A 17,553-nucleotide genomic window follows, 5' to 3' on the forward strand; every position below is an offset into this window, starting at 1 on the left:
TCATATGCGGCATGTCGGCCAGCGCGAGTCCGCCGCCCACGGGAAACGCCACCGGATCCCCTGCTGGAGGCCCCGCCGGCCCCCCAGGACCGGGCGCGTGCACCCAACCGGGCTGCGGCGGAGCGATACAGGACGGCTACTGCGACGTCTGCGGCTCAGCCGCGGCGGCACCGGCGCCAGCACCGGCCTCGGGCCACGCCCCAGGGGGCGCGTCCCCAGGGGCAGGCTCGCCCGGTGCGTGCCGGCACGCCGGCTGTTCGGGAACCGTCGTGGACGGCTACTGCGACCGCTGCGGCCTCGCCCCGCCGGTCCGTCCGTCCAGCACACCGTCCAGCACGCCGTCCGGAGGCACCTCGGGCAGCGTCCCGTCCGGCAGCTTCGCGCGCGGCAGCTTCGCGACGGGCAGCGCCGGCACGGGCAGCACGCGGACGGGCTCCTCTCGGTCGTCCGGCCGCCGCGGCATGCTCGGCGCCGGCCTGGTCGAGGTACCGCGCGTCCCCTACCGGGACCCGTCCACCGCCGTCATGCAGAACCCGCAGGTCGCCGAGAACAGGCGCCATTGCAGCAACTGCGGCGAGCAGGTGGGCCGCGGCCGGGGCGACCGTCCCGGACGGACCGAGGGGTTCTGCCCCAAGTGCGGCTCCGCGTTCTCGTTCACGCCCAAGCTGGCGGCGGGCGACCTGCTCGGCGGCCAGTACGAGGTGCTCGGCTGCCTGGCGCACGGCGGCCTCGGCTGGATCTACCTGGCCAAGGACCGCAACGTGTCCGACCGCTGGGTGGTCCTGAAGGGCCTGCTCGACAGCGGCGACGCCGACGCGATGGCCGCCGCCGCGGCCGAGCGGGCGTTCCTCGCCGAGGTCGAGCACCCCAACATCGTCAAGATCTACAACTTCGTCCAGCACGCCGGCGACGGCTACATCGTGATGGAGTACGTCGGCGGGCAGTCGCTCAAGGAGATCCTGCTCCAGCGGCGCCGCGAGCTCGGCCAGGACGCGCTGCCCGTCGGCCAGGCGATCGCGTACGCGCTGGAGGTGCTCCAGGCGTTCGGCTACCTGCACGCGCAGGGGCTGGTCTACTGCGACTTCAAGCCCGACAACATCATCCAGTCGGAGGAGCAGCTCCGGCTGATCGACCTGGGCGGGGTGCGGCGCCTGGACGACCCGGACGGCGCGATCTACGGGACGGTCGGCTACCAGGCGCCCGAGATCGCCGACGCCGGGCCGTCGATCAGCTCCGACCTCTACACGGTCGGCCGCGCGCTCGCCGTGCTGAGCTTCTCGTTCAAGGGCTACACCAACACCTACGCCGCCAGCCTGCCGCCGCGCGCGGAGGTGCCGCTGCTGGCCCGGTTCGAGTCGCTCGACCGGTTCCTGCGCCGCGCCACCCACACCGACCCGGCGCAGCGGTTCCACGACGCGGCCGACATGGCCGACCAGCTCACCGGCGTGCTGCGGGAGGTGCTCGCCGCCGAGGACGGGTACCAGCGGCCCGCGCCGTCCGGGCTGTTCGGGCCCGAGCGGTTCGTGTCGGGCGCCGCCGGGACCGGCGCCGACGGCGACGCCGACCTCCCCCTGCCGCCCATCACGCCACCGCTGGCCGCCACCGCGCTGCCGGTGCCGCTGGTCGACGGCGGCGACCCCGCCGCCGGGTTCCTCGCCGGGCTCACCGCGCTGGAGCCCGCCGAGCTCGCCGCGGCGATCGCGGGCGCGCCGCAGCAGACCACCGAGGTGCGGCTGACGCTGGCCCGGGTCCGGATCGAGCTCGGCTCGTTCGCCGAGGCCCGCGCGCTGCTCGACGAGGTCGAGGCCGACCGTCCCGACGACTGGCGGATCGCGTGGTACCGGGCGGTGTCGCTGCTCGCCGAGGGCCGGCTCGCCGAGGCCGGGCCGCTCTTCGACCGGCTGTACGGGCTGCTCCCGGGGGAGGCCGCGCCCAAGCTGGGCCTGGCGTACTGCCGCGAGCAGCAGGACCCCCGGGAGGCGGCCCGCCTGTACGAGACCGTCTGGCGGACCGACCAGGGCTACATCAACGCCGCGTTCGGGCTCGCCCGCGTGCACCTGGCCGCGGGCGACCGGGCCTCGGCCGTGGCGGTGCTCGACTCGGTGCCGAAGATCTCGATCCGGTTCGTCCCGGCCCAGGTCGCCGCGGTGTCCACCGCCGTGCGCGGCCGGCACCCCGGCGAGCTGACCGCCGCCGAGCTGGTCGGCGCGGGCACCCGGCTGGACGGGCTCGGCCTGGAGGGCGCGCGGCGCGACCGGCTGGCCGCCGAGGTACTGGAGGCGGCGCTCAACTGGGTGCTGCTCGGCCCCGCCCACGCCGGCAACCCGCAGGGCGGCGCGCTGCTCGGCGCCCCGCTCAGCGAGACCCCGCTCCGCCGCCGCCTGGAGGAGACCTACCGGGCGCTCGCCCACTACACCCACGACCGGGAGGAACGGCGGCTGCTCATCGACTCCGCCAACGCCGTCCGCCCGCGGACCCTGCTATGACGGAGGACCCCAGCGTGACCAAGCCGGCGGAGCTGTCGTGTCCCATCTGCACCGAGGTGGTGTACGCGGGTGAGGACTTCTGTGAGGCGTGCGGGCACCGCCTGAACGAGGACGCCCCCAGCCCGCCGCCCGAGGGGTTCAGTCCTCCGCCGCGCGAGGGCCTCACCATGAAGACGACCCCGTCGGCCCGTACGGCCGGCCATGAGGCCGCGTCCTCGCGGGCGTGCACGGGGTGCGGCCAGAAGGCGATCGACGCGGACGGCTACTGCGAGCACTGCGGGCTGCGCCAGCCCGCCGAGCGCGACCACATCGAGATCGAGCTCCCCGGCCCCGGAACGGGACCGGGCGGGGACGGCGCCGCGAAAGCGCCGGCCGCCGCGGGCGCGAGCGACCGCGGCAAGCGCTACAGCCGCAACGAGGACGCCATCGCCCTGGCCGTCCACGCACAGGGCGTCGCCGCCGTGGTGTGCGACGGGGTCGGCTCCTCGCCGCACCCCGACGACGCCTCCCGCGCGGCGGCCGACACGGGCGTCGCCGAGCTGGTCGCGCTGCTGGAGGCGGGCGAGGACCCCGAGAGCGCCACCCGCGCGGCGGCACTCAGGGCCGCCGAGGCCGTGGCGGCGCTGGCGCCGTCCCCGTCCGAGTCGCCCTCCTGCACGTACGTGTCGGCGGTGACCGGGCCCGGATCGGTGACCGTCGGCTGGATCGGCGACAGCCGCGCCTACTGGCTCTCCCCCTCCCCCGACGGCGGGGCCGCGACGGAGGCCGGCACGGAGAGCGGCGGGGGCGGCGAGGGCGACGACGGCCCCGACACCGCCGAGTTCGCCCTGTCCGAGGACACCGAGGACGTGACCGAGCTTGGGCCGCCGCGCCAGCTCACCGACGACGACTCCTGGGCGGCGATCATGGTCGCGCAGGGCGCACTGACCGAGGCGGAGGCCGAGGCGCACCCGAACGCGCACGTGATCACCGCCTGGCTGGGCGCGGACGCCGACGAGATCAGGCCGCACGTCCGCACCTTCACCCCCGGCGGTCCCGGCACCCTGCTGGTGTGCAGCGACGGCCTGTGGAACTACTTCCCGGCGGCCGAAGACCTGGCGGCCCTGCTGACCGGCCCGGCGGGCGATCCGGCGGGCGATCCCCTGGGGACGGCGCGGACTCTGGTGCAGCACGCCCTGAACGCGGGCGGCCGAGACAACGTCACAGTGGCTGTGATCCCTTTCCCGGGCGCCGCCCCACTCCCGACACCGAGCACGGAGCATGACCGATGAGCGAGCAGCCGCAATTCACCATCAGGGTCGATCAGAACAAGTTCCTGCCCGAGGGCGGGCGCGAGGTCCACGCCATCGTCTCGGTCGAGTCGACCGGCGGCCCGCCCACGGCCGCCCGGCCGGCCGCGGCGGCGGCCGAGGTGATCATCATCGACACCTCCGGGTCGATGTCCTATCCCGACGCCAAGCTGCACGCGGCGATCGCCGCCGCGCAGGCCGCGATCGACACTCTGCGCGACGGGGTGAACTTCGCGGTCGTCTCGGGGGCCAACTCGGCCTCCATGGTGTTCCCGGCCCAGCCCGCCCTCGTGCCCGCCGACGCGAACTCGCGCGCGATGGCCAAGCGTGAGCTGAGCCGGCTCAAGGCGCAGGGCGGGACGGCGATCGGCTCGTGGCTGCGGCTGGCCGACCAGCTCTTCGACGCGCACCAGCACGGCATCCGGCACGCGATCCTGCTGACCGACGGCAAGAACCAGCACGAGTCGGCCGAGGAGCTCGACGCCGTGCTCGCACGCTGCACCGGCCGGTTCGTCTGCGACTGCCGCGGCATCGGCACCGACTGGGAGGTCGCCGAGCTGCGCAAGGTGTCGTCGGCGCTGCTCGGCAGCGTGGGCCTGGTCGCCGACCCCAGGGACCTGGTCGCCGACTTCCAGGCGATGACCGAGGACGCGATGGGCAAGGCGGTCGCCGACGTGTCGCTGCGCGTGTGGACGCCGCAGACCGCCAAGCTGCGCTTCGTCAAGCAGGTGATGCCCTCGGTCGAGGACCTGACCGCCCGCCGCACCGAGTCGGGCCCGCAGGCGGGCGACTACCCGCTCGGCGCGTGGGGCACCGAGAGCCGGGACTACCACATCTGCGTCGAGGTCCCGGCGGGCGAGGTCGGCAAGGAGCTGCGCGCCGCCTGGGCGAAGCTGGTCGTGCCGGGCGGCCCCGGCCGGCCCGAGCAGGTGCTCGCCACCGGCAACGTGCTGGCCCTGTGGACCGACGACGAGGTCCAGTCCACCCGGATCAACCCGCGCGTCGCGCACTACACCGGCCAGACCGAGCTCGACTCGGCGATCCAGGAGGGGTTGCAGGCCCGCAAGGACGGCGACCTCGACACCGCGACCGCGCGCCTCGGCCGGGCCGTGGTGCTGGCCGACGAGGTGGGCAACGAGGCGATCACGACGCTGCTCCGCAAGATGGTGGACGTCGTCGACCTCGCCACCGGCACCGTCCGGCTGAAGAAGAACGTCGACAAGGCCGACGAGATGTCGCTGGACACCACCTCCAGCAAGACGGTGCGGACGCGCAAGGGCGAGGGCTGAGCATGGCCACCTGTCCAGCAGGCCACAGCTCCGCGGCCGACGATTACTGCGACGTCTGCGGCGAGCGGATCGGCGGCGCACCCGCCCCCGCCGTCCCGCCCGGTGCGTCGCCGAACGTCGGCGTGAACACCGTCACGCTCCCGAACGCGGCGAACGGCGGCGACATCTGCCCCGACTGCGGGACGCCCGCGAGCGACCGCTTCTGCGAGGAGTGCGGCTACGACTTCGCCACCGGCGGAGGCAAACCCACTGCGCCCCCGACGCCCCCTCCCCCACCACCCGCACCCCCGGCCCCGGCTCCCGTTCCGCCGCCCGCCCCCGTATCCACGCCAGCCCCAGCCCCAGCCCCTGGCCCGGTCCCCACACCGCCGCCACCTCCGGCACCGGCGCAGGCGCAGGGCGGCGGTGCCGAGGGCGGAGCGTGGGTGGCGGTGGTGAACGCGGACCGCGGCTACTACGAGGCGATGCTCGTGGAGAACGAGACGGACGCCTCGGAGATCCCGTTCCCCCCGTACTGCCCCGAGCGGCGCATTCCGCTCGTCGGCGCGCAGGTGCGGATCGGGCGCCGCAGCTCGTCCCAGAACTCCGTGCCCGAGATCGACCTGCGCGAGGCGCCCGAGGACCCCGGCGTGTCGAAGACGCACGCCGTGCTGCTCTACCGTCCTGACCGCGGCTGGGTCCTGGTCGATCCGGGCTCCCTCAACCGGACGTGCCTGAACGGTTCGATCGAGCCCATCCCGCTCAACGTGGAGATCCCGGTCGGCGACGGCGACCGCGTCCATGTGGGCGCCTGGACCACCATCACGCTCAGGAGAGGCGAGGCGACATGACGGCCGTGCCCCAGGCCCCGGCGGTACCTCCCCCCGCACCCCCGCCCGGCGCCGTGTCGCCCGGCGCCGTGTCGCCCGGCGGCGCTCCGCCCCCGCCCGCGCGGGCCGCGCAGGCCGCCGTCCGGCGACGCACGGCGGCCAAGCCCCCGACCGGAGTCGCCCGGCTCCTCCCGCGCACCGTCGCGGGACGGGTCCGGGCGTTGACCGGGCTGACGGGGATCGTGCTGGCGGCCGTCCTGGTGATCGTCTGGGTGGCGATCGGCAACGCCCGCGACGGCGTGCGGGTGATCGGCGACGACGCCGGCCCCCAGGTCGTCAAGACCAGCCGCCTGTACTACAAGCTCACCGAGATGGACGCCCAGCTCGCCAACGCGCTGCTGATCGGCCGGCCGCAGGGCCCGGTCGACGAGCGCAAGAAGGCGCTGGACGGGTTCGACGACAACCGGCGGCAGGCGGGCGCGGCGCTGCTCGAGGCGTCCAGGCTGGCCGACGAGGACACCGAGAAGAAGACCGCGCAGGACCTGCTGGACGCCCTCGGCCGGTACGAGTGGCTCGCGGGCCAGGCCATCCTGCTCGACCAGGGGTCCCCAGACGCCCGGCCCACGCACGCCGCGGGCCCCCCGAAGCTCCCGGTGATCAAGCGCTACCGGCAGGCGACCGAGCTGATGAAGCTCGACCTGCTGCCCAAGGCCTACAACCTGACCCTCGACAACGGCACCCTGGTCCGCCACACCTACGAGGCCAAGCGCGGCGCGGTGCAGACCGGCCAGGTGTGGACGCTGGTCATCGGGCTGCTGCTGCTGGCGATCCTGGTCGGTTTCCAGGTCTTCCTGACCGCTCGCTTCCGGCGCCTGCTGAACCCCGCGCTCGCGCTGGCGACCGTCGGCACCCTGGTGCTGGTCGGGGCGAGCTGGGCCGTGCTGGCCGGGCAGGCCGACCATCTCCGCAAGGCCAAGGAGGACGGGTTCGACTCGATCCTCGCGCTCTGGCGGGCCCGCTCCATCAGCAACAGCGCCAACGCCGACCGGACCCGATACCTGATCGACCCCGAACTCGCCGACACCTACGAGCAGGTCTACTTCAGCAAGTCCCAGACCGTCCTCTACCTCAAGGCCGAGAGTCTCACCGCCTACAACCAGGCGCTGCAGGGCCTGCGGCCGGGCAAGGACGAGCAGCTGCCGATCAAGGGCTTCCTCAAGAACGAGGAGGCGCACTCCTCGCTGCCGGAACAGCACGCCGCGTTCCTCAAGGTCATCAACGACTACCGCGCGTTCCAGCAGAGCGACCGCGACCTCAGGAACCTGGTGGAGAGCGAGGAGCGGCTGAGCTCGCCGACCGCGGCGCGGACGAAGGCGGTCGCGTCGCGGAGCGCGGCGGCCGATGACTTCGCCGCCTACGACCGGTCGATGCAGAAACTGATCAACATCCACGACGGGGCGTTCACGCGGGCCGTCGACGCCGCCAAAGGCGGGACCGGCGGCTGGCACGCCGTGCTGCCCGTGGCGGGGCTGGTCATCTTCGCGCTGGTCCTGATCGGCGTGCGGCCCCGCCTGACCGAGTACCGGTGAGGCCGAGATGAGGGAGCCGACCATGCGAGCACGCCTGACCGGGTCCGCCGCGCTGGCCGCGGCGGTGCTCCTCGCCGCGGGCGCCTGCGGCGTCGCGGGCGCCGAGAGCTCGATCACCGCCAAGGACGAGCTGGTCGTCGGGGTCAATCCCGACCAGCCGGGCGTCGGTCTGAAGGCCCGGAACGGCGACTACGTGGGCTTCGACCCCGACATCGCCCGCGCGGTCGCCAAAAGGCTCGGCGGGCCCGCGAAGAAGCTGCGGTTCAAGGCGGTGACCTCCGAGACCCGCGAGCGGATGCTCAAGGACGGCGACGTCGACATGGTGGTGGCCAGCTACTCCATCACGCCGGACCGCAAGGCGGACGTGACGTTCGCCGGGCCCTACTACGTCGCCCACCAGGACATCCTCGTCCGCGCCACCGACGCCGCCTCCGTCCCGGACGTGCGCGGCCTCCGGGGCAAGAGCCTGTGCGAGGTCCCGGGCTCGGTCTCGTTCCCCCGAGTCAAGAAGGAGCGGGGGGTGCCGGTGCGGCCGGTGAGGGCCGCGAAGGGCTACGGCGAGTGCTTCGACCTGCTGGCGCAGAAGAAGGTCTTCGCGGTGTCCACCGACGACCTGATCCTGGCCGGGCAGGCGGCGCGGGTGGCCAAGGGCGAGGCCCCGGGCCCGGAGCTGAAGATCGTCAACGCGCCGTTCTCGGAGGAGCCGTACGGCATCGGGGTCCGGAAGGGCGACATCGACGGCTGCGAGAAGATCAACAAGGCCATCACGGAGCTCTACCAGCAGACGGCGGCCGGGCGGGACAGCGAGGCGGTGACGCTGCTGAAGAGGTGGTTCGGCCCCGCCCATCTCAACACCACCTCCACCGTCCCCCAGTTCGAGGGCTGCGACTGACCTCCCGGGAACTCCCGAGACCCCCGGGCGACGCGCTGCGACCGGGTCGCGACGGGCGGCGACCGCGCGGTGCGGATGAGACCGGGTGGTCACTGAGATCAGTCGGTTACGTAAGTGCCGGTCGGCGCCGGTGATCGTAAGTTATGGTCGCGATCGTAACCGTTCCGGTGATCACCCGGCCCCTCGAGGAGTGCCATGACGACGGTCATCCTGGTGGTGATGTGCGTCGTGGTCGGGGCGCTGGAGCTGTACGCCGGGAGGCAGAGCAGGGACCAGGCGCGCGCCTTCGTCCGCCGGATCGACGAGCTGAACGAGCAGGTCACCAAGCAGAACAGCGTGCTGGTCACGGTGGGCGAGCAGCTCACCGCCGAGCTGGCGAAGGTGAAGCGGGACGTGCTGCCCGCGCTCGACTCGCGGCTGCGGCACAACTCCGGGCAGGTCGAGGAGCTGGCCGGGCTGGTGCACCAGGCGGACGGGTTCCTGCGCACCCAGGCCGGACGGCTGCACGACCTCGAACAGCAGCGGATCACGCTGGCCGCGCTGCGCCGCAAGCTGTCAGAGGTCGAGACGTCGGTGCGCGCGGTCACCCGCGACGGCGCCGGCGAGGTCGAGGACAAGGTCGACACGGCGCTGGAGCGGCTGTCCGACCTCGAACGCGGCGGCGGCGAGATCCTGGAGCTCCAGCGCACCCTGACCCGTACGCTGGAGGACGTCGAGGACGTCGTCGCCGAGCTGCTCCAGTACACCGAGGGCGAGCTCGACGACGCGGTCGCCACCGCGCTCGCCGGACGGCCCCGGACGGGCGACGACGGCACGGCGGTGACCGCGACCGGGCGGCTGTGGACGCGCGACGGCCGGCTCGACGACATCCTCACCGACATCTACGAGCGGTGCGTGCGCGCCAACCGGCTGAACGTCAGGTTCCGCACGGCCGAGGGCCCCGGCGACACCACCGGCGACTCCCCCGAACGCCGCCGCTACTTCCTCGGCGGGATGCGCGCCGAGGACCTCACCGGGGCCTTCACCGCGCTGCTCATCTCCACCGGCGCCGACCTGCCGCACAACGGCGGCGGCCTCGCCCGCGACCGCCCGCCGCTGCCTCCCGGCCTCGGCCCGGTGCGGGGCCCCGAGGACGAGGCGGCGCTGAAGGCGCTGCTGCGCACGCTGCACGAGAGCAGCGGCGCGGTCGCGCAGATCGGCCCGCTGATGGCCGTGCGCACCCGTGACGAGCTCCTGTGCGCCGTGCTGTCGGCGGGGCAGTCGCTGGAGCTGGAGAGCGACGAGGTCTTCTGGGACCCGGCCGCGGCCGGCGACCGGCTCCGCCGCCTGCCCTCCCATCAGCTCTGGGACCTCACCGGCTGGGCCGCGGCCCCGTAGGCCCGTACGGTGCGTTCGGTGGGCGCGCCGATGCGCACGAACACCGGGCAGGCGACGGCGCGCGTCACCGGGTCGGCCTCCGCGCACAGGCCGATGCCCGCGGCGCGGTCGAGGAACACCACGTTCTCCACCGCCCGCGCCGCCCGCACCGCGTACGGGACCGAGTCGGAGTCGCCGGTGTCGAACAGCTCCTCGAAGATGAGCCGGCGCGCGTACCGCACCAGCCCGGCGGCGTCCACCACGCGGCTGCCGATCGCGGCCGACGGCCCGGCGATGACGATGCCGAAGCTCGGGTCCTCCCGGCCGCGCACGTAGATCTCCCGGTCGGGCTCCAGACCGCGGCGCCGGGCGGGCAGGTGCAGGCCGAACCCGGAGCCGCCGTCGAGGAACGCGGGCGGGCCGAACCCGTCCGGCCCCGGTGTGCCGGCCGACACCCGCAGCGCCCCGCCCGGCACGTTCCAGCCGGGGAGGTAGACGCCGAGACCGCGGACCAGGAGCCGCCAGACCGGGCGTCCCGTCACATCGGGCGCGAACTCGCCGCGGGCGCCCCGCGCGCCGCCCGCCGGTCCGGGCCGCGGCCCCGTCCCGGGCCCCTCCGCGCCGTCCATGCCCAACATCATCCGGCGCCCGTGGCGCGCGCACAAGGTCATGGGCACAACACCCCCGCGGCGGGGGACGGCCTACCGTGCGGCCCCTGCGCGCGGGGGTTCGGGTCGGCTACGGTGAAGGTCACCGGATCATGACGAGGGTGCGGCCATGAACATGCAGGACATGATGGTCTTCCGCGACTCCGGGTCGCGGACCGTCGACAAGTACCTGATGTCCCATGAGGGACGGGTCATCGCGGTCCGGCGGCACCCGGCGGTGCTGATGTACCCGGTCGCGGTGGTGCTCGGCGGCCTGGTCCTGTGCGGGGTCGCGGGCGTGCTGGTCGGGCTGATCTGGATCTGGTGGCTGTGGCTGCTGACGCTGGGCCTCCTGCTCTGGAAGGTTATCGCCTGGTCGATGGAGTTCTTCCTGGTCACCGAGCATCGGGTGATGGTGATCAGCGGCGTGCTCAACCGCGACGTGGCGATGATGCCGCTGGCCAAGGTCACCGACATCGCGCTGGAGCGCTCGGTGCTCGGCCGGATGCTCGGCTACGGCGAGTTCGTCATGGAGTCGGCCGGGCAGAAGCAGGCGCTCCGCAACGTGGGGTTCATGCCCTACCCCGAGCAGCTCTACCTGGAGGTCTCCTCGGTCATCTTCGGAGCCGAGGAGGAGTCCCCGGACTGACCGGGCGTTCCGTCCCGTCCGGTCACCACGCGGTTCCGGATGGGCCGGTTATTGCGGACCGGCCGGCGAGTCCATCAGGTCATGAACGGATTCTCCGAGGCGCGGCTCGGCCGCCTGCACGAGGTCATGGCCGCGCATGTCGCCCGCGAGCGCGTGCCCGGACTGGTCACCCTGCTCGCCCGGGGCGAGGAGGTGCACGCCGGCGCGACCGGCGCGCGGTCCTTCGGCGGAGCGCCGATGAGCCGCGACTCGATCTTCCGGATCAGCTCGATGAGCAAGCCGGTCACGGCCGCGGCGGCGCTGATCCTGATCGAGGAGTGCCGGCTCCGACTCGACGAGCCGGTCGACCGGCTGCTGCCAGAGCTGGCCGATCGCCGGGTGCTGCGCCGTCCCGACGGCCCGCTCGAGGACACCGAGCCCGCCCGGGCGCGTGGGCCCGCGCCCCGCGTTCCCGGACGGCGCGGCCGGGCCGGTCTCGACGGCCGACGACCAACTGGCGTTCGCCCGGATGCTGCTCGGCAAGGGCCGGTACGGCACCGAGCGGATCCTGTCGCGGCGGTCGGTCGAGCTGATGACCACCGGGCAGCTCACCCCGGCGCAGCGCGCGCGGGAGTTCGGCGACGCGCGTGACTGGGGCTTCGGCGTCTCGGTCGTCACCCGCCGCGACACCCTGTCGGCGACGCCCGGCGCGTACGGCTGGGACGGCGGCTACGGCACGAGCTGGCAGTCCGACCCCGCCGAGGACCTGATCGCGATCCTGATGACGCAGCGCTTGCAGTACCCGGCGCACAACCCCGTCTACCAGGACTTCTGGACCTGCGCCTACCAGTCGCTCGACCGCTGACCCCAGCGCCGCGGCGCCGAGGACGGGGCGGCGGTCACGAGTCGAAACCCAGGCCGAAGCGGTCGAGGGCGCGCAGCCACAGCCCGCGGCGGCCCGCGTTGCGGTCGGCGCGGGCCATCTCGCGGCGGGTCAGCTCGATCACCCCGTAGCGGAGCGGCTCGGGCGGGAACGGGACCGGCTTGGAGCGGACCATCTCCAGACGGGTGCGCTCGGTCTCCTCCCCCGGGGCCAGGCCGACGCCGAGGAGGTCGAGCATGACGTCGGCGCCGAAGCGGGTCGCGCCGACGCCGAGCCCGGTGTAGCCCGCCGCATAGGCGAGCCTGCGGTCGTGCGCCGAGCCGTAGAAGGCGCAGAAGCGCGTGCAGGTGTCCACCACGCCGCCCCACGCGTGGCTGAAGCGGATCCCTTCGAGCTGCGGGAACGTGGTGAAGAAGTGCCGCGCGAGGGTGGCGAACGTGGCCGGCCGGTGCTCCAGCCCGGGGCGCAGCCCGTTGCCGAAATGGTAGATCGCGTCGTAGCCGCCCCACACGATCCGGCCGTCCGCCGTCAGCCGGTAGTAGTGGAACTGGTTGGCGCTGTCGCCGAGCCCCTGCCGGTGCCGCCATCCGATCGCCGCGCGCTGCTCCGCCGAGAGCGGCTCGGTCACCAGCGCGTAGTCGTACACCGGCACCAGGTAGCCGCGCAGCCGCCTGAGCAGCGACGGGAACGCGCCGGAGGCGAGCGCGACGCGGTGCGCGGTGACCGAACCGGACGCCGCGGCGAGATGCAGCGGCCCGGCTCCGGCTCCGGCCCAGCGTCCGCGACGTCCGCCCAGGGCTCCTCCGCCTCTGGCGGGCTCGGCGCGGAGGCCCGTCACCCGGGTGTTCTCGTGGATGCGGACGCCGAGCGCGCGGCACGCGTCCGCGAGGCCCCAGGCGAGCTTGGCCGGATGCAGCATCGCGACGCTGTCGCGGTCCCACAGGGCGCCCAGGTACGTGGGCGAGGCGACCTCGGCGCGGGCCCCCTCGGCGCTCAGCAGCATCGGCTGCCAGCCGAGCTCGAACGCGATCTCGGCCTCCTCGGCGAGGGCGGGGAGGTGCCACTCCTCGGTCGCGACGCTCATCTCGCCGGTGAGCTCCCACTCGGCGTCGATCCGGTGCCGTCGCAGCGTGTCGCCGATGGCCCGCAGGTTGTCCCAGCCGAGCCGCTCCAGGTCGGGCATGTCGTCCGGCCAGCGCTCCAGGCCGTTGCGGAGCCCGTGGGTGAGGCTCGCCGAGCAGAACCCGCCATTGCGGCCGGACGCGGCGCCGCCGATCCGGCCGGCCTCCAGCAGCACCACGTCGAGCGACGGGTCGCGCTCCTTGGCCATCAGCGCCGTCCAGAGCCCGCCGTAGCCGCCGCCGACGACGGCGAGGTCACAGGTCACCGCGCCGGACAACGCGGGCGACGGGGCCGGACGGGCCGGATCGTCCAGCCAGAACGGCGCCGGCTCGGCCTCGGCGAGCGCCTTCACCACGTCCACGATGTTCCTCTCCCCCGTGTGTCCGGAATCAGCATCCCGTCCGGGCAAAGCCCACGCGCTCGCCCTCGCTCACCGCTCACCGGCCGCTCGCGCCGCGGGTCAGCGGCGGCGCGCGGCGCGGCGGGCCAGCACCACCGCGATCACGATGCCGACCATGAAGATCAGCGTGCCCATCACATTGACCTGCGGCGGCGTCCCGGTCCTGGTCGAACCGTAGATCCACAGCGGGAACGTGACAGTGGCGCCGCCGGTGAAGCCGGTGATGACGACGTCGTCGATCGAGAGCACGAACGCCAGCAGCGCCCCCGCCGCCACCCCCGGCCTGAGCATCGGCAGCGTGACCAGCCGGAACCGGGTCCACGGGCCGGCTCCGAGGTCCCGCGCGGCCTCGTCCACCGAGGGGTCCAGCCCGGCCGCCCTGGCCCGGACGGTCACCGCCACGAACGCCACCGAGAACATCACATGCGCGGCCAGGACGGTCGGATAACCGCGCGGCAGGCCGAAGGTGACGAACATCGACAGCAGCGAGGCGCCCATCACCAGTTCCGGGCACGCGATCGCCATGAGCAGGAGCAGGGTCGCCGCGCCCCGGCCGCGAAACCGGTACCGGCCGAGGGCGAGCCCGGCCAGGGTGCCGAGCACGGTGCTGATCGCGGTGCTGAACAGCGCGATGGTCAGCGAGTTCAGCACCGCCGTGGTGAGGTCGGCCTTGTCGAACAGGTGGGTGTACCACTTGAGCGTGAACCCCTCCCAGCGGAAGTTCTGCCGGCTTCGGGTGTCGTTGAACCCGAAGAGGACCATGACGGCGATCGGCAGCACCAGCCACGCGATCAGCGCCAGCGTGTAGACCCGCAGAACGCGGGGCCCGGTCCGGGCGGGGGCACCGGTCATCGGCGCGCCGCCTCCAGCGCGCTCCCGGCGCCGAGGGCGCGCGCGTACGCGAAGACACCCAGCAGCAGCATCGCCATCAGCGTGAACGACAGCGCCGACGCGAGCGGGTAGGCGCTGTTGTCGAAGTACTCGGCCTGGATCACGTTCCCGATCATGGTGTTCCGCGGGCCGCCCAGCACCTCGGCGTTGACGTAGTCGGCCGCGACCGGGACGAACGTCATGACCACCCCGGCGAGCACGCCCGGCAGCGACAGCGGCAGCACGATCCGGGCGAACGCCCGGACCCGGCCCGCGTACAGGTCGCGGGCGGCTTCCACCACGCGCGGATCGATCCGTTCGAGCGCGACGTAGATCGGCAGCACCATGAACGGCAGGAAGCCGTAGGTGAGCCCGGACACCACCGCGAAGCCGGTGTCGAGGACGTGGAATCCGTCCGGCAGCAGCCCGTGGTCGCGCAGCGGGCCGAGCACGGGCCCGTTGTCGGTCAGCACCAGCTTCCACGAGATCGTCCGCAGCACGAACGACACGAAGTACGGCAGCAGGAGCAGGAAGAGGTAGGTCGACTTGGCACGGCCGCCGTGGAACGCGATCCAGTACGCCGCCGGGTAGGCCAGCGCGGCGCACGCGGCCGTGGCCAGCAGCCCGTACCAGAGGGACCGCACGAACTTGTCGCCGTAGGTGCCGAGGCCGTCGGTGTAGTTCTGCCAGTGGAAGGTCTGCTGGAAGCCGTCGACGAGGTTGCCCGTCTGCAACGACAGCGACGCCATCAGCACCAGCGGCACCGCGAGAAACGCCAGCAGCCACAGCCCGGACGGCAGGACCAGCAGGTAGGGCGTGAGGCTCCGCGCCTCGCCGTGCCCGTCCTCGTCCCCTCTCCCGGCGCGGCGCATCAGGAGCCCTTGGCGATCGGTTCGAAGATCTTCTGGTACTCCGCCTCCTCGGCCGGCGCGAGCCGCCGGTAGCGCCGCAGCCGCGCCAGCTCGGCCTCGGACGGGAAGACCAGCGGGCTCGCGCTCAGCCGCTCCAGGTCAGCCCGCTCCCCGCCGCGCGCCGCCGCCGCGTCCCGCGCGATGAGGGGCCGGGTCGCCGGGACGGGCGTGATGTAGTTGATGAACTCGGTCAGCGGCGCGTTGTTCTCCGGCGCGTACAGCCAGTCCATCAGCTCCAGCGCGTCCACCGGGTGCTCGGCGGTCCTCGGGACGCACAGGTTGTCGGTCCAGATCGTGCCGCCCTCGCGGGGCACCACGAACCTCACGTCGGGCCCGGCCATGCTGTAGGCGTCGCCCGACCAGGCCATCGTCATCCAGACCTCGCCCTTGCTGACCGCGTCGATGTAGTCCTGGTTGTAGTACTTGCGGACGATCCCGTCGTCGCGCTGCCGGCGCAGCCGCGCGCCGGCCCTCGCCCAGTCGGCCGGGGTCGACCGCTCGGGGTCGATGCCGAGCGCGAGCATCCCGAAGCTGCCGAGCTCCTGCGAGTCGGCCATCATCCCGACCCGTCCCTTGTACTCGGGGTCGAAGAGCTGCGCGATACCGGTGATCTCCTCCTTCACGTACCGGGTGTTGTAGGCGATGCCGGTGATGCCCGAGACGTACGGGACGGTGAAGGCGTTGCCCGGGTCGTAGGACGGGTTCTTGAACCCGGCCGCCGCGTTGGCCGCGAAGGTCCGCAGCCGGGTGTGGTCGAGCGGCGCCAGGTAGCCGAGCCGGCGGCACCTCTCCAGCTGGATGCCGTTGGTCATGACCATCAGGTCGAATCCGATCGACTGCCCGGCGGCGAGCGGCGCCTGGATCTTGCCGAACCACGGCGCGGTCTCCTCGATGACCTCCTTGTAGGTCACCTCGGTCCCGGTGGCCTTCTCGAACGCCTTGAGCGTGGCGCGGTCGTCCTGCATGTAGCCGGGCCAGTTGGCCCAGCTCAGCCTCCCGGCCCTGGTCTTGTCCCGCCAGAACTCGCGGACGTCGCCCGTGGTGACCGTCCCCTTGCCGCCCTGCCCCTTCACCCCGCAGGCGGCGAGGGCGAGCGCGGCGCCCCCCGCGCCCAGCAGCCGCAGGACGTCGCGGCGGGGGCGGGTGAGGCCGCGCAGCAGGGCGGGGTCGATCTCGCTCACGTGGCTGCTCCGATGGCGTAGGAGTGGCGCGGGTCCCACGACAGCCAGACGGCGTCCCCCCGAACGGCGATCTCGTCGGCCGACGTGGCGTTCTGGAGGAAGGCGACCACGTCGGCGCCGGTCGCGGTGGCGACGCTGTAGCTGGTCGAGGTGCCCTGGTAGACGACCTCGGTGACGGTGCCGCGGACCCGGCAGAGCGCGTCGCCGTCCGGCGCGTCCGGGCCGATCCCGATCTTCTCGGGACGGACGGTCAGCTCCAGCCGTTCCCCGGCCGCGACCGTGAGCCCGGACCGCAGCGGCACCGAGATCCGCCCGGCCGGCCCGTACCGCAGGACGGCGCGGTCGGCGGTGACCTCGGCGACCTCGCCGGACAGCAGGTTGGAGGTGCCGATGAACCCGGCGGTGAACCGGGTCGCGGGATGCTCGTAGACCTCGCGCGGGGTGCCGAGCTGCTCGATCCGCCCCTCGTTCATGACCGCGATCCGGTCCGACATGGTCAGCGCCTCGCCCTGGTCGTGGGTGACGTGGACGAAGGTGACCCCGACCTCGCGCTGGATCCGCTTCAGCTCGACCTGCATGGCCTGGCGGAGCTTGAGGTCGAGCGCGCCGAGCGGCTCGTCCAGCAGCAGCGCGCGCGGCCGGTTGACCAGGGCGCGGGCGAGCGCGACCCGCTGCTGCTGCCCGCCCGACAGCTCGGCGGGCCGCCGCCGCTCCCGGCCGGTCAGGTCGACGAGCTCCAGCATCGCCCCGACCCGGTCGGCGATCTCGCGCCTGGCCGCGCCGCGCCGCCGCGGCCCGAACGCCACGTTCTCGAAGACGTTCATGTGCGGGAACAGCGCGTAGGACTGGAACACCATGTTGACGTCGCGCCTGTCCGCGGGCACCCCGGTGACGTCGCGTCCCTGCAACCGGATCGCGCCCGCCGTCGGGGCCTCGAACCCGGCGACCAGGCGCATGGTGGTCGTCTTGCCGCAGCCGGACGGCCCGAGCAGCGAGAAGAACTCGCCCTGCGCGATCGCCAGATCGAGCCCGCGCACGGCGGTCACGTCCGCGCCCCTCGCGCGGTAGGTCTTCCGGACGCCGACCAGCTCGATGGCGGGGGGCGCGGACCCGTCCGGCGCGGCGTCCGCACGGACCTCGGAATGGCGCGTCACGGTCATGGGGCCACCCGTTCAGGAGCCGATGCGGTGCATGACGTACT

General features: G+C 73.4%; 16 protein-coding genes and 1 pseudogene. 10 read left to right on the top strand and 7 right to left on the bottom strand.

From position 1 onward, the window contains the following. Nucleotides 1–277: 277 nt before the first annotated feature. Entirely contained in the window at nt 278–424 is a 147-nt protein-coding gene (locus QP090_RS05440) for a hypothetical protein (RefSeq protein ID WP_285937359.1), read from the bottom strand. A gap of 37 nt (nt 425–461) precedes the next feature. Here QP090_RS05440 and QP090_RS05445 point away from each other — a divergent pair, with 37 nt between their 5' ends. From QP090_RS05445 to QP090_RS05475, 7 genes are all read left to right on the top strand, one after another. Beyond that, nucleotides 462–2,486 carry a serine/threonine-protein kinase gene (locus QP090_RS05445; RefSeq protein WP_285937360.1) on the top strand — a complete coding sequence of 675 codons (2,025 nt, stop codon included), beginning with the start codon at nt 462–464 and terminating at the stop codon, nt 2,484–2,486. 14 nt (nt 2,487–2,500) lie between these two features. Further along, the gene (locus tag QP090_RS05450; RefSeq protein WP_349666475.1) at nt 2,501–3,757 is read left to right on the top strand and encodes a PP2C family protein-serine/threonine phosphatase; all 1,257 of its coding nucleotides are present in this window, start codon (nt 2,501–2,503) and stop codon (nt 3,755–3,757) included. Continuing rightward, nucleotides 3,754–5,064, top strand: coding sequence for a vWA domain-containing protein (locus tag QP090_RS05455; protein WP_285937362.1), 1,311 nt, complete (start codon nt 3,754–3,756; stop codon nt 5,062–5,064). The genes QP090_RS05450 and QP090_RS05455 overlap by 4 nt, the downstream gene beginning before the upstream one ends. A gap of 425 nt (nt 5,065–5,489) precedes the next feature. Then, entirely contained in the window at nt 5,490–5,894 is a 405-nt protein-coding gene (locus QP090_RS05460; protein ID WP_285937363.1) for an FHA domain-containing protein, read from the top strand. Next, nucleotides 5,891–7,462: a GlnX family signal transduction membrane protein gene (locus QP090_RS05465; RefSeq protein ID WP_285937364.1), complete on the top strand. Its 1,572-nt coding sequence runs from the start codon at nt 5,891–5,893 to the stop codon at nt 7,460–7,462. Before QP090_RS05460 ends, QP090_RS05465 begins: the two co-directional genes overlap by 4 nt. A gap of 22 nt (nt 7,463–7,484) precedes the next feature. Then, nucleotides 7,485–8,354, top strand: a complete 870-nt coding sequence (locus tag QP090_RS05470; RefSeq protein WP_285937365.1) for a glutamate ABC transporter substrate-binding protein — start codon at nt 7,485–7,487, stop codon at nt 8,352–8,354. A gap of 195 nt (nt 8,355–8,549) precedes the next feature. Continuing rightward, a complete protein-coding gene (locus QP090_RS05475) occupies nt 8,550–9,731 on the top strand; it encodes a hypothetical protein (RefSeq protein WP_285937366.1) in 1,182 nt (393 codons plus the stop codon). On the opposite strand, the gene QP090_RS05480 is transcribed toward QP090_RS05475, so the two are convergent. Beyond that, on the bottom strand, nt 9,692–10,339 hold the full coding sequence (locus QP090_RS05480; protein WP_285937367.1) for a hypothetical protein: 648 nt from the start codon (nt 10,337–10,339) through the stop codon (nt 9,692–9,694). The two genes, QP090_RS05475 and QP090_RS05480, sit on opposite strands and share 40 nt — an antisense overlap. Nucleotides 10,340–10,487: 148 nt before the next feature. Here QP090_RS05480 and QP090_RS05485 point away from each other — a divergent pair, with 148 nt between their 5' ends. The 3 genes and pseudogenes from QP090_RS05485 (at nt 10,488) to QP090_RS05495 (ending at nt 11,850) form a co-directional block, all read left to right on the top strand. Then, complete coding sequence (locus QP090_RS05485; RefSeq protein ID WP_285937368.1) at nt 10,488–11,006, top strand: PH domain-containing protein; 519 nt, start codon at nt 10,488–10,490, stop codon at nt 11,004–11,006. Between the two features lie 126 nt (nt 11,007–11,132). Continuing rightward, a pseudogene (locus QP090_RS05490) lies at nt 11,133–11,318 on the top strand (serine hydrolase); the annotation flags it as partial. A 118-nt stretch (nt 11,319–11,436) separates the two neighbouring features. Then, nucleotides 11,437–11,850: a serine hydrolase gene (locus tag QP090_RS05495; protein WP_285937369.1), complete on the top strand. Its 414-nt coding sequence runs from the start codon at nt 11,437–11,439 to the stop codon at nt 11,848–11,850. Between the two features lie 34 nt (nt 11,851–11,884). On the opposite strand, the gene QP090_RS05500 is transcribed toward QP090_RS05495, so the two are convergent. From QP090_RS05500 to QP090_RS05520, 5 genes are all read right to left on the bottom strand, one after another. Then, nucleotides 11,885–13,351 carry an NAD(P)/FAD-dependent oxidoreductase gene (locus QP090_RS05500; protein WP_285937370.1) on the bottom strand — a complete coding sequence of 489 codons (1,467 nt, stop codon included), beginning with the start codon at nt 13,349–13,351 and terminating at the stop codon, nt 11,885–11,887. A gap of 99 nt (nt 13,352–13,450) precedes the next feature. Continuing rightward, nucleotides 13,451–14,242, bottom strand: a complete 792-nt coding sequence (locus tag QP090_RS05505; RefSeq protein WP_285937371.1) for an ABC transporter permease — start codon at nt 14,240–14,242, stop codon at nt 13,451–13,453. Further along, nucleotides 14,239–15,132 carry an ABC transporter permease gene (locus QP090_RS05510; protein WP_285937372.1) on the bottom strand — a complete coding sequence of 298 codons (894 nt, stop codon included), beginning with the start codon at nt 15,130–15,132 and terminating at the stop codon, nt 14,239–14,241. Before QP090_RS05510 ends, QP090_RS05505 begins: the two co-directional genes overlap by 4 nt. Further along, the gene (locus QP090_RS05515; protein WP_285937373.1) at nt 15,132–16,352 is read right to left on the bottom strand and encodes a polyamine ABC transporter substrate-binding protein; all 1,221 of its coding nucleotides are present in this window, start codon (nt 16,350–16,352) and stop codon (nt 15,132–15,134) included. The genes QP090_RS05510 and QP090_RS05515 overlap by 1 nt, the downstream gene beginning before the upstream one ends. Beyond that, the gene (locus QP090_RS05520; protein WP_285937374.1) at nt 16,349–17,512 is read right to left on the bottom strand and encodes an ABC transporter ATP-binding protein; all 1,164 of its coding nucleotides are present in this window, start codon (nt 17,510–17,512) and stop codon (nt 16,349–16,351) included. Before QP090_RS05520 ends, QP090_RS05515 begins: the two co-directional genes overlap by 4 nt. Between the last annotated feature and the right edge of the window lie 41 nt (nt 17,513–17,553).

The organism is Actinomadura xylanilytica (genome assembly GCF_030283145.1).
Lineage (GTDB): Bacteria > Actinomycetota > Actinomycetes > Streptosporangiales > Streptosporangiaceae > Spirillospora > Spirillospora xylanilytica.

Bases quoted from the DNA above. Each gene is read 5' to 3' on its own strand.
- QP090_RS05445 (WP_285937360.1), top strand. From the start codon at position 462: ATGCTCGGCGCCGGCCTGGTCGAGGTACCGCGCGTCCCCTACCGGGAC.
- QP090_RS05455 (WP_285937362.1), top strand. From the start codon at position 3,754: ATGAGCGAGCAGCCGCAATTCACCATCAGGGTCGATCAGAACAAGTTC.
- QP090_RS05465 (WP_285937364.1), top strand. From the start codon at position 5,891: ATGACGGCCGTGCCCCAGGCCCCGGCGGTACCTCCCCCCGCACCCCCG.
- QP090_RS05470 (WP_285937365.1), top strand. From the start codon at position 7,485: ATGCGAGCACGCCTGACCGGGTCCGCCGCGCTGGCCGCGGCGGTGCTC.
- QP090_RS05475 (WP_285937366.1), top strand. From the start codon at position 8,550: ATGACGACGGTCATCCTGGTGGTGATGTGCGTCGTGGTCGGGGCGCTG.
- QP090_RS05480 (WP_285937367.1), bottom strand. From the start codon at position 10,339: ATGGACGGCGCGGAGGGGCCCGGGACGGGGCCGCGGCCCGGACCGGCG.
- QP090_RS05485 (WP_285937368.1), top strand. From the start codon at position 10,488: ATGAACATGCAGGACATGATGGTCTTCCGCGACTCCGGGTCGCGGACC.
- QP090_RS05505 (WP_285937371.1), bottom strand. From the start codon at position 14,242: ATGACCGGTGCCCCCGCCCGGACCGGGCCCCGCGTTCTGCGGGTCTAC.
- QP090_RS05510 (WP_285937372.1), bottom strand. From the start codon at position 15,132: ATGCGCCGCGCCGGGAGAGGGGACGAGGACGGGCACGGCGAGGCGCGG.
- QP090_RS05520 (WP_285937374.1), bottom strand. From the start codon at position 17,512: ATGACCGTGACGCGCCATTCCGAGGTCCGTGCGGACGCCGCGCCGGAC.